This window comes from Planotetraspora silvatica, from assembly GCF_016863315.1.
Taxonomy (GTDB): domain Bacteria; phylum Actinomycetota; class Actinomycetes; order Streptosporangiales; family Streptosporangiaceae; genus Planotetraspora; species Planotetraspora silvatica.
This window is the reverse complement of the sequence record NZ_BOOQ01000016.1, coordinates 104,454-118,130: the sequence shown is the minus strand read 5'-3', so window position 1 is coordinate 118,130 and position 13,677 is coordinate 104,454. Positions and strand designations below refer to the sequence as shown.

At 70.8% G+C, this 13,677-nt stretch carries 13 protein-coding genes; 6 read left to right on the top strand and 7 right to left on the bottom strand.

Annotated elements, in window-relative coordinates:
• Positions 1–15: 15 nt before the first annotated feature.
• A complete protein-coding gene (locus Psi02_RS13930; RefSeq protein ID WP_203974185.1) occupies positions 16–1,761 on the bottom strand; it encodes an endonuclease/exonuclease/phosphatase family protein in 1,746 nt (581 codons plus the stop codon).
• Between the two features lie 154 nt (positions 1,762–1,915).
• Here Psi02_RS13930 and Psi02_RS13925 point away from each other — a divergent pair, with 154 nt between their 5' ends.
• A complete protein-coding gene (locus tag Psi02_RS13925; protein WP_203951907.1) occupies positions 1,916–2,290 on the top strand; it encodes a hypothetical protein in 375 nt (124 codons plus the stop codon).
• Positions 2,291–2,360: 70 nt separating this feature from the next.
• On the opposite strand, the gene Psi02_RS13920 is transcribed toward Psi02_RS13925, so the two are convergent.
• A complete protein-coding gene (locus Psi02_RS13920) occupies positions 2,361–3,650 on the bottom strand; it encodes a M1 family metallopeptidase (protein WP_239094872.1) in 1,290 nt (429 codons plus the stop codon).
• A gap of 20 nt (positions 3,651–3,670) precedes the next feature.
• On the bottom strand, positions 3,671–7,537 hold the full coding sequence (locus Psi02_RS13915) for a Pls/PosA family non-ribosomal peptide synthetase (protein WP_239094871.1): 3,867 nt from the start codon (positions 7,535–7,537) through the stop codon (positions 3,671–3,673).
• A gap of 343 nt (positions 7,538–7,880) precedes the next feature.
• Between Psi02_RS13915 and Psi02_RS13910 the strand changes: the two genes are divergently transcribed.
• Entirely contained in the window at positions 7,881–8,720 is an 840-nt protein-coding gene (locus tag Psi02_RS13910; RefSeq protein WP_203974179.1) for an NAD-dependent epimerase/dehydratase family protein, read from the top strand.
• A 72-nt stretch (positions 8,721–8,792) separates the two neighbouring features.
• Here the strand turns inward: Psi02_RS13910 and Psi02_RS13905 are convergent, their stop codons facing one another.
• The 3 genes from Psi02_RS13905 to Psi02_RS13895 form a co-directional block, all read right to left on the bottom strand.
• Positions 8,793–9,506, bottom strand: coding sequence for a RibD family protein (locus Psi02_RS13905; protein ID WP_203974177.1), 714 nt, complete (start codon positions 9,504–9,506; stop codon positions 8,793–8,795).
• 26 nt (positions 9,507–9,532) lie between these two features.
• On the bottom strand, positions 9,533–10,165 hold the full coding sequence (locus tag Psi02_RS13900; protein ID WP_203974175.1) for a GTP cyclohydrolase II: 633 nt from the start codon (positions 10,163–10,165) through the stop codon (positions 9,533–9,535).
• A gap of 128 nt (positions 10,166–10,293) precedes the next feature.
• A complete protein-coding gene (locus tag Psi02_RS13895) occupies positions 10,294–10,758 on the bottom strand; it encodes a MarR family winged helix-turn-helix transcriptional regulator (protein ID WP_203974173.1) in 465 nt (154 codons plus the stop codon).
• A 121-nt stretch (positions 10,759–10,879) separates the two neighbouring features.
• On the opposite strand from Psi02_RS13895, the gene Psi02_RS13890 reads away from it, so the two are divergent.
• Together Psi02_RS13890 and Psi02_RS13885 are read left to right on the top strand one after the other, a co-directional pair.
• Positions 10,880–11,530, top strand: a complete 651-nt coding sequence (locus Psi02_RS13890) for a helix-turn-helix transcriptional regulator (RefSeq protein ID WP_203974171.1) — start codon at positions 10,880–10,882, stop codon at positions 11,528–11,530.
• A gap of 48 nt (positions 11,531–11,578) precedes the next feature.
• The gene (locus Psi02_RS13885) at positions 11,579–12,055 is read left to right on the top strand and encodes a DUF3291 domain-containing protein (RefSeq protein WP_203974170.1); all 477 of its coding nucleotides are present in this window, start codon (positions 11,579–11,581) and stop codon (positions 12,053–12,055) included.
• Positions 12,056–12,109: 54 nt separating this feature from the next.
• On the opposite strand, the gene Psi02_RS13880 is transcribed toward Psi02_RS13885, so the two are convergent.
• Positions 12,110–12,694, bottom strand: coding sequence for a hypothetical protein (locus tag Psi02_RS13880; protein ID WP_203974168.1), 585 nt, complete (start codon positions 12,692–12,694; stop codon positions 12,110–12,112).
• Positions 12,695–12,870: 176 nt separating this feature from the next.
• Between Psi02_RS13880 and Psi02_RS13875 the strand changes: the two genes are divergently transcribed.
• Both Psi02_RS13875 and Psi02_RS13870 read left to right on the top strand, forming a co-directional pair.
• Positions 12,871–13,122 (top strand): hypothetical protein, encoded by a 252-nt coding sequence (locus tag Psi02_RS13875; protein ID WP_203974166.1) that lies wholly within the window; start codon positions 12,871–12,873, stop codon positions 13,120–13,122.
• A gap of 144 nt (positions 13,123–13,266) precedes the next feature.
• Complete coding sequence (locus Psi02_RS13870) at positions 13,267–13,536, top strand: YciI family protein (RefSeq protein WP_203974164.1); 270 nt, start codon at positions 13,267–13,269, stop codon at positions 13,534–13,536.
• Positions 13,537–13,677 lie beyond the last annotated feature (141 nt).

The following is a 13,677-nucleotide window of genomic DNA, read 5'->3' as shown; positions in this document are numbered from 1 at the left end:
ATTTCCTTAGGTCGGTCAGCCGCGTGCGGCGTTGAGGGAGAAGGTGACGACGGCGGCGGCGTGGTCGGACGGCCAGCCGTTCGCGGCGGTTCCGGGCACGGGCTGCGGCCAGCCGGTGAACAACGAGTGGGCCTCGACGACCTTGAGCGATCCCCGGTACTGGACCTGGTCGACGCGGTCCTGCGGTTCCGCCTTCCCGCCTTCGTTGGTCGGCCGCACCGGCGACCAGGTGATGCCGGGGGCCTTCGCGGGGTTCGAGTTCGCGTCACGGAAGGCGTCGGTCAGGCCCGCCTGCTGGAGCGCGTCCGTGACGGGCCAGCGGAGCTTGCCCACACCCCCGTGGGCGGAAGCCGTACGGGACGTCCAGTCCAGGTGGGACGGCGAGGCGAGGCCCGCCGCGAGGACGACCGGGACGTCGGAGGCGAGGTCGTGCTTCATCGCGGCCACCAGGGCCTGAACCTGCTTGTAGCGGAGCGTCAGCTTCTCCGCGGCCTCCACCTGCGCCGCCGTCTTGCCGGACGACAACGCGTACGGGCCGTAGTCGGCCTCGTCGAGCTGGGCCGTCCACAGCCGGATCGTGCGGCGGCCGGGCAGGGTGACCGTGACCGCGGCGGCGGGCAGGGTGGCCGTGGGGGCCACGACGGAGCCGAGCGGGTAGCGGCTGACGATGCCGAGGCTGCCGCCGCTCTGGTAGGACTGCCAGCCCAGCGCCTTGGCGAGCGCCTGCGCGACGGTGCCGCCGGTCTCCTGCAGCGCGAGGACGTCCAGGCCCTGAGTGAGCACGACGCGCATCAGCTTCTCCAGGAAGCCGTCGACGTGCGATCCGCCGTCCCAGACGTTCAAGCTGGCGATCTTGACCTGGATCCGGTCGTTGCCCTCGCGCACCGGCACCTGCACCCTGATGGTGTCGCTGCCGACCACGCTGTCCTGCACGCCGACCACGAGTTGCCCCGGCGTCCGCAGCGGGAGGGCGGGCGCGGTGCCGGTGACGTCTCCACCGGCGGTGACGGACAACCAGGAGGGGCCGCTGATGCGGCGGAAGGCGGCGGAGCCGGCCGCATTGCCCTCCGGCCTGATCCAGAGCCCGCCCAGGTGGACGGAGACCGCCGAGCCGGCCGTCTGCGGGGCGGCGGTGACGGCGTCGACCACCGCGTAGGGGCGCGGGATGACCGGGCGGACGGCGAAGCTGAACGGGGCGGTGCGGGCGAGGATGCCGTAGCCGTCCTTGGCCAGCAGGTAGGCGGTGTAGGGACCGCCGCTCAGGCCGGAGGTGTCCAGGGTCATGTCGCCGGAGGCGCCGGGGGTGTACTCCCACACGATCGAGCCGCCGTTGCCGGGCTGCCGGCCGCCGTCGTAGATCCCGATCCAGTTGGTGGGGTCAGGGGTTTCGGTGGTCCAGTGGAAAGTCAGCTTGTCGCCCTCGAGCGGGGCCGTCGGCGACGTGAGCACGATGGTGTCGGTCTGCGGGCCGGCGAAGCTGAACGGGGCGCTCTGCGCGAGGATGCCGTAGCCGTCCTTGGCCAGCAGGTAGGCGGTGTACGGCCCGCCGCTCAGTTTTGAGGTGTCCAAAGTGAGGTCCCCGGAGTCTCCGGGGACGTAGGCCCACACGGGCGCGGTGCCGGTGCCCGGCTTCCGGTCGCCGTCGTAGATCCCGATCCAGTTCTTGGGGTCGGGAGCGTCCGTGGTCCAGTGGAAGGTCAGCCGGTCGCCCTTCTGAGGGTTGGCCGGAGAAGTGAGCGTGACGGAGTTCCCAGCGGTCACGGCACGTGAGAGGGGTGACACAGGTACGGTCCTCTCTGCCCGGACACCACGTGTGTGACGCCGGGAGTGAGCAAGTTGTCTATATAACTTGCTCAAGTAAGCCCGGTCAGGACGGCGTGCTCGTGAACGTCGGGTGACGATTATCTTGGGACTGGTGGAAGAGAATCGGGCACGGCGGGTCGTGGACGCGCTTCGTGAGCGCGGCATCAACGGAACTCTCGCCAGAGTCGGCGTCTACCAGTTCGGGATTCGGGTGTCCCTGCCGGACGGCCGGGAGGCGGAATGGGACACCGACGGCACGGCCGGCCTCGAGGCCCAGGTCATGCGCAACGGCATGCTGGTGGGGTTCGTCCCCGTGATCGAAGGGTCGGAGGACTTCGACGAGCACCAGGTCGTCGACGCCATCGCGCGGACCGACTACGACCAGCCCATCGCCAGGCAGCGCCCGGTGGCGCCGCCTCCCGGCGAGCCCCTGCCGCGTGTGGGCGGGCTCTTCAGGCGGTTCCTGGACGGCTTCCGCTACCGCTGACCGGCGCGGCCTCCCGGCCGCGCCAGAGCAGACATCAGCGCAGACGCCGGCGCAGACCTCAGAGCGGGCCTCAGGGCAGGAAGGGCAGCCGGGAGTCGTACAGCCAGGTCCACAGGAACGTGTCGAGGGGCCGGGTCGCATAGCGCTGGACGTGGTCGGCGAACGCGTCGGTGCTCACCACGCCGTGCCGATGCCCGGCCGTCCAGTCGCGCAACATCGGGAAGAACGCGCCGTCCCCGAGCGTCCGCCGCAGGGCGTGCAGGGCCAGGGCGCCGCGCTTGTAGACGCGGTCGTCGAAGATCCGGTCCGGGCCGGGGTCGGCGAGCACCAGGTCCTGGGGCATGGCCGCGAGCCTGCGGTGCCATCGTTGGGCGTGCTCGTGCGCGTGCTCGCCGCCCGAGTCCTCCGACCACAACCACTCCGCGTACGCGGCGAACCCCTCGTGCAGCCAGATGTCGCGCCAGTCGGCCAGCGTGAGGCTGTTGCCGTACCACTGGTGCGCCAGTTCGTGGGCGACGAGCCGTTCGTAACGGCGGCGGCCGTCCACGTGGTTGGCGCCGAAGACCGACATTCCGTGCGCCTCGATCGGGATCTCCAGTTCGTCGTCCACGACGACGACGGTGTACTCGCGGAACGGGTAGGGCCCGAACCGCTCCGTGAAGACGGCCAGCATCTGCGCCTGGCGGCCGAAGTCGTATCTCACCTGGGCGGCCAGCCGGGCGGGGTGGGCCAGATGCTGAGGGACCGGTCCCGGCAGCTCGGCCCGCTGGTAACGCCCGATCTGGACGCCCACCAGATACGTCGCCATCGGCTCGTCCTGCTCGTACACCCAGGTCGTGCCGGAAGCCGCCCGGCGCTTGGACACCAGATGGCCGTTGGCGATGACCTGGTACGCCGCGGCGGCGGTCACCGAGATCCGATACGTGGCCTTGTCACCCGGCCGGTCGTTGCAGGGGAACCACGACGGCGCGCCGGTCGGCTGACTGGCCACGAGGGCGCCGTCGGTCAGCTCCTCCCATCCGAGCCCGCCCCAGTGACTCCGCACGGGGCGGGGGGTTCCGGCGTAGCGGACCTCGACGGTGACCGGTTCGCCCGGCGGCAGCGACCGGCCGGGCGTGATCCGGAGCTTGCCGTCGCGGTGGGTGTACGGCAGGCGCTCCCCGTCGATCAGGACCTGCGTGACCCGGAAGACGCCGAGATCCAGCGTGAGCCGGTCCAGCGGCTCCACGGCCGTCACCGTGAGCCGGGCGACCCCGCCGAGCCTGTTGGAGGCCATGCGGTAGTCCAGCGTGAGGTCGTAATGGTCGACCCGGTAGCTCTCGTCGCCGTGTTCGGGGAAGTAGGGGTGGTGCACGCTCACGTTCCGTTTGGTTCCCAGCATCAGTCGGCCGGAGCCCACGCCACGATCGGGTTGCCGAACCAGCGGGTCTGGGACGGCACGGACTCGCCGCGCATCACCAGTGACGCCGGGCCGACTGTGGTGTCCGCCCCGACCGTGGCCGCGGGCAGGACGACCCCGTGCGGGCCGAGCGTCGCTCCCTTGTGCAGGACCACCGTATCGATGCTCATGACCCGGTCGTGGAACAGATGGGTCTGAAGCACGCAGCCGCGGTTGACGCACGAGCCGTCGCCCAGCTCGATCAGGTCCGCTTCGGGGAGCCAGTAGGTGTTGCAGGTCACGCCGCGGCCGATCCGGGCCCCCAGCGAGCGGAGCCACAGGTTCAGCGGGGCGGTGCCCAGCCACGGCTCGGCGAACCACGGCGCGGCCAGCACCTCGACGAAGTTGTCGGCCAGCTCGTTGCGCCACACGAACGAGCTCCACAGGGGACGGTTGCCCGCGGTGATCCGGCCAACGATCATCCACTTGGCCAGGCTCGCGACCGCCGCCGCGGCGACTCCGGCGCCGAGCAGGACCACCCCGCCCAGCAGGGCCGCGACGCCGAAGCCGTACGACCTGGCGAGCTGTTCGAGGGCCGCCAGGACGAGCACGGCGAGCGCCACCGTGGCCATGGCGGGGACGATCCGGCACAGCTCGACGGCCGCGCGGGCGACCTTCAGCCGCCGGGGCGGGTCGTAGGTGCGGCTGCGGTCGCCGCCCTCCACCGTACGGCGGAGCTTGACCGGCGGCATGCCCAGGTAGGACGAGCCGACCTTGGCCTTCTTCGGGGTCGCGGACAACACTCCGACCAGGCCGTCCTTGGGGACCTTCCGGCCGGGGGCGGTCATCCCCGAGTTGCCGAGGAAGGCCCGCTTGCCGATGCGGGCGTTCGCGACGCGCAGGCGCCCGCCTTCCAGCTCGTACGGCGCGACCATGGTGTCGTCGGCGAGGAATGCGCCGTCGCCGATGGAGGTCATCGACGGCAACGCCAGGACGGTCGACAGCTCGACGTCACGCCCGATCTTCATGCCGAGGGCGCGCAGCCACGACGGCGTGAGGACGCTGGCGTAGAGCGGGAACAGCCAGACGCGGGCCATCGCCATCAGATGACCGCTCGCCCACGCCTGCCAGGCCTGGCGGCTGTGCACGGGATGGCTGCCCTCGCGCAGGCCGACCGCGAGCAGCCGGACGCAGACGAAGATCGCCAGGGCGAACGCGGCCATCGAGACGAGCGTCGCGAGCGGCACGGCGTACATGGCGGAGGCCAGCGGCGACGTGCTGTGCCGCAGGAAGGCGGTGAGGACGGCGAGGCCCGGGACCGCGGCGGCCACCGGGAGCAGGCTCAGGACCAGGGCGGACACGCCATAGCCGGCCACCCAGCGCCGCGTGCGCGCGGGACGCTCCTCGGGCTTGCGCGCCTTGCCCTGCCGTACGGCGGGAGCCCCCGCCCAGCGCTCTCCGGACGGAACCGTGCCGATCACCGCGGATCCCGGGGCGATCTGGGCGTTCTTGCCGATCTTGACGCCGGGAAGCAGGGTCGAGCGCGAGCCGACGGTCGCGCCGGGGCCGACGCGGATCTCACCGACGCGGACGAGGTCTCCGTCGTGCCAGTAGCCGCTCAGATCGACCTCGGGCTCGATGGCGGCGTTCGCGCCGAGGCGGAGCAGCCCGGTGATCGGAGGCAGGGAATGGAGGTCGGCGTCCTTGCCGATCCTCGCGCCGAGCGCCCTGGCGTAGTAGGTGACCCACGGAGCGCCCGACAGTCCGGGGACGCCCAGACGTGCGGCGAGTTGCTCGGCGAACCAGAGCCGCAGGTGCACGTGGCCACCGCGCGGGTAGCTGCCCGGCCCCACTCCGCGCAGGAGCAGCCGGGCGCCCCCGGCGGCGACGGCCATCCGCCCGGCGGGTGAGAAGAACAGCAGCCACCCGGCCAGCACCCATCCCCACGAGACGGTGGGAGCCCAGGGCAGGGAGACGACGTTGTTGATCGTGGCCAGCGCGGTCAGCCAGCGCAGCGCGCCGATGGTGAGGAGCGGCAGCATGAGCGCCGCCTGCGCGACCGCCGCCCGCCGGGGCATCGGGGTGACGACCCGGTCGGTGGTGGCGATCTTCACGGTGTCCGACGCGGACAGACGGGCCGCCAGCCCGCCCAGCGTCGGATGGTCGTAGATGTCGCCGACGGCCGCGGCCGGGTATTCGGCACGCAGCGCGGAGACCAGCCGCGCCGCGGCCAGGCTGGTGCCGCCTTCGGTGAAGAAGTCCGAGCCGGGGTGGTCAGGGGTGACGCCGAGGACGTCGCCCCAGCGCTCCGCCAGCCACAGCTCCGCGCCGGAGAGCTCGACGTCCGGCGCCCGCTCCCCCGGTGTGGTGGTGGGGAGAGGCCAGGGAAGCGCGTCCCGGTCGATCTTGCCGGAGGTCCGGGTGGGCAGCGCGTCCACCGTCGCGAGGCGGGGGACGAGCGCGGCGGGCAGCGACTCTCTCAGCAGGCTCGTCGCCAGATCTTGGTCGAAGCCCTCACCGGGGACCAGGTAGCCGATCAGGAGCTGGTTGCCCGCGCCGGCCGTGCGGACCGCCGCCGCGGCCCCGGCGACTCCCGGGAGCGCCTGCAGCGCGGCGTCGACCTCACCGAGCTCGATGCGCCGGCCGCCCAGTTTGATCTGCTCGTCGGCCCGGCCGTTGAAGATGAGGCCCTCGGCCTCGGCGCGCACCAGGTCGCCACTGCGGTAGGCCCGCTCCCAGCCGAGCGACGGAAGCGGGGCGTACTTCTCCGCGTCCTTGACCGGGTCGAGGTAACGGGCGAGCCCGACGCCGCCGATGACGAGCTCGCCGGTCTCCCCCATGGAGACCGGCTCACCGTTGCGGTCGACGACGGCCAGGTCCCATCCGTCGAGCGGGAGGCCGATCCGGACCGGGCCCTCCCCCGACATCCGGGCGGCGCAGGCGACGACGGTGGCCTCGGTGGGCCCATAGGTGTTCCAGACCTCCCGCCCCGGCACGGCGAGCCGCTCCGCCAGCTCGGGCGGGCAGGCCTCGCCACCGAAGATCAGCAGGCGGACGCGGTCGAGCGTCTCGACGGGCCACAGGGCCGCCAGCGTCGGCACCGTGGACACGATCGTGATGCCCCTGTCGATCAGCCAGGGCCCGAGGTCCATGCCGGTCCGCACGAGGGCGCGGGGGGCGGCCACGAGGCAGCCGCCGTGCCGCCACGCCAGCCACATCTCCTCGCAGGACGCGTCGAACGCCACGGACAGGCCGGCGAGGACCCGGTCGCCCGGGCCGATGGGCCGGTCGGAGAGGAACAGCCGTGCCTCCGCGTCGACGAACGCCGCCGCGCTGCGGTGGGTGACCGCGACGCCCTTGGGCTTGCCCGTGGACCCGGAGGTGAAGATCATCCAGGCGTCGTCGTCCAGGCCGGGAGGTCCTGTACGGCCCAGCGGAGCGCCCGTGACGTCGAGCCCCTCCCCGAGGACCGCGCAGACGCCCGCCTCGGAGAAGACGAGCTCGGCCCGTTCGTCCGGATCGTCGGCGTCGACGGGGACGTAGGCGGCGCCGGCCGCCAGGACGGCCAGGATCGCGACGTAGAGCCCGGCCGTGCCGGACGGGCGGCGGACCCCGACGCGGTCGCCGGGGCCGATGCCCACGGCACGCAGTTCGTCCGCCATCCGGTCGACTTCGGCGCGCAGGCCGAGGTAGTCGAGACGGGTGTGGCCGTCGTCGAGTGCGAGCGCGTGCGGATGGCGCCGTGCCGTGCCGTCGAGGATGTCGATCAACGTCCTCGGCCGGGGAGCGGCCCCGCCCGACAGGAAGACGGCGCGGGTGTCCCACAGAAGATCGGCGTCATGGCCTGGCTCGGCGATGAAAGGACGCAAAACAAGTCTCCTTCGATGTCCGCGTACCTGGCAGTGGCTCCCCAGTGGGGATCGCGCGTACCGCGCGGGCATCGAGCCCTTCGCCGTGATCGTTCGTACAGTTCAGAACAGCCAACAATATGGATCTATTCCATGAACATAACGGAAACGCCCGGGATTGCCACAACCCTGCGGACTTCCGGCGACGGCTCGGACGACGGTCGCCGCATGGGGGGTCGGCCCGCCCGGCCGTGCGTCACAGCCGATATATCTAGATATGGCCCCCTGTATCCGCCATGGCGGATGATTGTCACAAGAGTATCCGTAGGCCCCTGACCCCTCATGAACCACTACAGGAGGAACGATGGCGAGGATCTGCGTCACCGGAGCGAGCGGGAAGCTCGGCCGGAGCGTGGTGCGTGACCTGCTCGAACACGGCTTCGACGTGGTGGCGACCGATGTCAGGCCGGGACCGCAGGACCTCGGGGTCCAGGTGCTCGTCGCGGACCTGACCGAATACGGCCAGGCGGTCGAGGTGCTCGACGGCGTCGACGCCGTCGTCCATCTGGCCAACATTCCGGCGCCGGGTCTCAGGACCCCGTCGGAGACCTTCAACGACAACACGGTGATGAACTCGAACGTGTTCCTCGCCGCGGCGCAGCTGAAGATCGGCCGGGTCGTCTGGGCCTCCAGCGAGACGACCCTCGGCCTGCCGTTCGACGTGCCTCCGCGCTACGCACCCGTCGACGAGGCCCACTATCCCTTCCCGACCTCGACGTACGCGCTGTCGAAGGTGGTCACGGAGACCCTCGCCGGGCACGTCGCCGAGTGGTCGGGCATTCCGTTCGTGGCGCTGCGCTTCTCGAACATCCTCGGCCCCGACGACTACCCGGCGTTCCCCGGTTTCTGGGACGACCCGCAACTGCGCCGCTGGAACCTGTGGGGGTACATCGACACGCGGGACGCCGCGGCCTCCTGCCGGCTGGCCCTGGAGGCACCCGTCCAGGGAGCCCGGAGCTTCGTCATCGCGGCCGCCGACACCGTGATGAACCGGCCGTCGGCGGACCTGATGAAGGAGGTCTTCCCCGGCGTGGAGATCACGCGCGAACTCGGGGAGTTCGAGACGCTCCTCGCCATCGACGGCGCCCGGGAGGTCCTCGGCTTCGTCCCGCGGCACTCCTGGCGCGACCACGTCGCGTCGTAGCGCGGTGGGCAGCGGCCGCGGCGCCCGTGACACGGCGGGAGCGGTCACGGCGCCGGCGGCAGGCGCGTCCCGTCAGCGGGCGCGTTCCTTGGGCGAATAGCGGAGCAGGACGACGTCTCCGATCGGCCGGGCCTCGATCAGCCGCATGCGGGCGAGGGGGCCGCCGGGATAGTCCGCGGGGCCCAGGAACCTCGGCGCCTGCGGCTGTCCCACCAGCAGGGGGGCGACGGCCACGTGCACCTCGTCCGCCAGGTTCGCGGACATGAGCTGCGTGTGGACGGAGCCGCCACCCTCGACCATGAGGCGCCTGACGCCGCGGTGGCCGAGTTCGTCGAGGACGGCGGGCCAGTCGAGTACCGGCCCGGTGCTGACCACGTCGGCCAGGGATCCGATCGTGTCGAGCAGCTTCGCCACCGCGGAGTCGACCGTGAAGACCAGTTTGTCGCCGCCGCAGTGCCACAGCGCGAGGGAGGCGTCCAGGTCGCCGGAGCCGGTGACCACGACCTTCATCGGATATTCGGGCAGGCCCCTCGCGACCCGGGCGGCCCGGCGCTCCTGCGAGCCGACCAGCAGGCGGGGGTTGTCGCGACGTACGGCCGTGGCCCCGAGGAGGATGGCGTCGACACCCGCGCGGACGTCGTCGACCCGGTCGAAGTCCAGCGCATTGGACAGGAGCAGCCGCTCGGGGCCCGTGTCGTCCAGGTAGCCGTCGACGCTCACCGCGGCGGAGAGCAGCACGTACGGACGGGGGTTCCCCGCCTGGGGGATGTTCGCCGTGTTCGCCATGGCTCCGGTCTTCCCCGCTCTCGGCGTCAGCTCGCGAGTCCGGTGAGGGCGATGGTGTGTCCGGTACGGTCGATCTTCGCGCGCAGGTAGCGCATGTTGCTCTCAGTCGCGAACACCCCGGTCGGCACCCGGCGGCGGACGGCCACGCCGAGGCCGGACAACTGGCGCGCCTTGTCGGGGTTGTTCGAGAGCAGGTCGATCGTGCCGATGCCCAGCACACCGAGCATCTGGGCGGCGACGGTGTAGTCCCGTCCGTCCTCCGGCAGCCCGAGTGCCGCGTTGGCCGCGTAGGTGTCCAGACCCTCGTCCTGCAGGGCGTACGCGTCGAGCTTGTTGTACAGGCCGATGCCGCGGCCTTCCTGGCGCAGATAGAGCAGGACCCCGCCGGCCACGGACACACGCTCGACGGCCTCGCGCAACTGCTGGCCGCAATCGCAGCGCGCGGACCCGAACACGTCTCCCGTGAGGCATTCCGAATGCAGGCGGACCAGCGGGATCTCCCCCACGGCGAGCTCACCGAACACCATGGCGACGTGCTCGCCGCCATCGGCCAGACCCCGGAAGGTGACGGCCTCGGCCGTGACGCTGAAACCGTCGCCGAAGCGCAAGGGGATGCTGACCTTGGTTCGAACGGCGGCTTCCGCTGGCGTGGAGGTCATGCTGGACTCCGATCGAATGGGTGTTCAAACTCGAACAGGGGTAGACCGTACTCTTTGCTTCGAATTCGAACAACCCCCACGAACCGCTCCTCGTGACAGATGACATTCACTGGGTGTGCCGTCGCCTGTCAGCCGGCGTGGACGGACAGCCGGCCGAGCAGCGCCGACAGCCCTGCGGCGAAACCGGCGAACTCCTCCCGGCTGAGGCCGCTGACGAACAGTTCACGGACCAGGGCGGCATGGCCGGGCGCCGCCGCGCGGAGCACGGCCCATCCCTCGTCGGTGAGCGAGGCGATGACCCCCCGGACATCGGTGGGGCAGGCCCGCCGCCGGACCAGGCCCGCCTTCTCCAACTGGGCGACCTGATAGGTCAGGCCACTCTTGGAGGTGAACGCGGCGCCGGCGAGTTCGGTCATCCGCAGCTCTCCGTCCGGCGCGTCCGCCAGCCGGACCAGGACCTCGTACTGCGAGTGGGACAGGCCCGAGTCGTCCTTGAGCTGCTGCTCGACCAGGCGGTTGATGATGGCGCCCGTCGCGAGGAATGCCTGCCAGGCGCTCAACTCGTGCTCGTCGAGCCACGCGGGTTCGTCCATTCCCTCACGGTACAACCCAGTTGTTCGAACCCGAACCAACCCCCGGGCCGTGCGCCGCCGGAGGCCCCGATCTCTTGTCCGCCGGCAGGGCCGTCGCCTGGGTGCCGCCTAGACTCCGGCTGTGAAGAGCGACGACCTTGAGTCGATGAGCATGCTCGCCGATCCCGTACGGCGGGAGCTGTACCGCTTCGTCGCCGCGCAGGGGCGGGACGTCGGGCGGAACGAGGCGGCGGAAGCGATCGGCGTCCAGCGCACGCTCGCCGCCTTCCACCTCGACAAGCTGGTCGAAGCGGGACTGCTGGAGGCGGATTTCCGCCGGCTCAACGACCGGACGGGGCCGGGCAGCGGCCGGCCGGCGAAGGTCTACCGCAGAGGCGGGCCGGAACGGATGGTGAGCCTGCCGCCCCGGGACTACCGGACTCTCGCGCTTGTCCTGGCCGAGGTGGTCGATCAGCTCGACGGCGACGAGCAGGCGGAGAAGGCCGCCCGCCGTACGGGAGAGCGCCTGGCGGCCGCGAGCCACGAGACCGGACTGATGGACGTCCTCGTCGGGCGCGGCTACGAGCCGTACGAGGAGGAGGGCCGGATCAGGTTGCGGAACTGCCCGTTCCACGTCCTGGCCGAGACACATCCCGTGCTCGTCTGCTCGATGAACCTCGCCATGTGCGAGGGCATGCTTCGCGGCCTGGGCGAGGACCGGATCGCGGCGGCGCTCGACCCACGTCCCGGTGAGTGTTGCGTCGCGTTCATCGCGAAGGATGTCCCCGAATAGCCTCGGGAGACCTTCTAAAAACAATCATGACTGACATAGACTCCGGCCATGCATCTCGCCCAGCTGAACGTCGCGCATCTCGTCGCCCCCATCGACGCCCCCGAGCTGGCGGACTTCGTCGCAGCCCTCGAGCCCATCTACGCCGTCTCCGACTCCGCGCCCGGGTTCGTCTGGCGCATGATGGAGAGCGACGACCCCACCGAGGTCATCACCCACGAGTACGGTGACGACCTGCTGGTCAACGTGTCGGTGTGGGAGTCTCGCGAGGCGTTGTGGAACTTCGTCTACCGCAGCGCGCATCTGGAGATCCTGCGCCGCCGCCGCGAATGGTTCGCGCGCACGGCCGTGCCGTACACGCTGATGTGGTGGGTGCCCGAAGGGCACACGCCGACGCTCGGCGAGGCGATGGAGCGTCTCGCGCTGATCCGCGCCCAAGGGCCGGGGCCGGAGGCGTTCACCTTCAAGGAGTTCTACGAACCGGGCTCCTCGACGCCCTCCCCTTCCATCGCGGGAGTTCCGCACTGACCCTCACGCGCGGCCGGGATGACCCTCTCGGCCGGGACACGGGGAGCCCGGATCTCAGCCGCCCGGGCCGACCTCGTTGTTCGGAGCACCGTCACCCGCAGTGGGCAGGTCTCCTCGCTGGACCGGCGTCCGTGGCGGCTCCGGAGTACCGCTCCCGTCGCTCACCGCATGCCGCGCCCCGGCGACGGCGGCCTTCAGCGCGTCCCGGCTCACCTCGGTCACACGCCCGTTGAGCTTCAGGAGGCGATTCCCCTGGACCGACACGTATTCATGACGGTCGCCGGCAACCCGGTACCAGCCCGCGTCATCCCGCTCACACGTCACTCGCGCGTCGAGTGGCGTGGCGTTGTGGACCGGAACGCCTTGGCAGACGTCGTCGCCGAAAGAGCCGTGGTCCACCCGCAACTCGACCTGCCGCCCCTCCGGTGAGGCGTAGACGGCGCCGAACCCCTCCTCGTTGATCACGCCCATTGACTGCTCGGCCAGCTCATATCCCGGCAGGTCGACCAGATAGATGAGATCCGGAGCCACACCCTGCGCGCGGAGCCGCTCTATCTCCGCACCGCTGACTGCCGCGTCGGAACCACATCCGGCCAGGACGACGAGACCGAGGGCCACGAAGAGGATCAATCGGCTCACCACGTGATCATCCTGTCGTACGGCCGGCCCACCCCGCCAGCCCGGGCCCGCGCCGGCCCTACGCCACCGGCATGATCGCGTGCCGCCACGGGCCCACATGTCTGCACCCGGACACCCGGCGCACCGAACTCGATTCCCACTGACTCGGCTGCCGGCCGAATGCGACAATCGGCGGCATGGCCGCTTTCAAGCCACTCACCGTCGAGGAAGCACGCACGCTCAGCCGCGACCAACTCCTGCCGCGCGTCGAAGCCGAACAGCGGCACTGGACCCGGCTCATTTCACGCGGGCAGATTCGCGTCGGCGAGGACGACGCTTACAAGACCTTCGCCCGAATCATGCACGTCGTCATCGACCCCGCGGTCGAGGAAGAACCCCACGACCCGGACTTCTGGACGAAGCCACTCGGCGAACTCGGCGACCTGTGAGCCGCTGCTCGCACGTCACGAAACCGAGAACGCCCCAGGAGAGATGACCGCCCCGGCCGCAGTGAAGCTCGGGCACGGAGAGCGGCAGGTGCATCTCGGCGCCCTCACCGATAGCGTTAGTCGCCACTTACGCTTGGAGGGTCAATGAAGTACGTGATGTTCTACGACTCGGGGGACGACGTCGCATCGAAGGCGCCCGCCCACTTTCCCGCCCACCGCGCCCGGCTCGACGACTTCCACGCCCAGGGCACGCTCCTGATGGTCGGCACCTTCGGCGACCCGCAGAACGAAGGCTCGATGGCCGTCTTCACCACCCGCGAAGCGGCCGAGGAGTTCGCCAGGGAGGATCCCTTCGTCCTGAACGGCGTCGTCCGCAACTGGTACGTCCGCGAGTGGAACGAAATCTTCGGATGACCTCTGACCGGCCGCCGATGACGACCTGAGGCGGGCGCTTTCGGCTGGCGGCGTGATCAGGCAGCCGGCGAAGGCATGACCAAGGCGCGCACCGGCCGCCTGCCGGGGAGGGCACGCGCGCCACCTTTTCGATCCTCACGG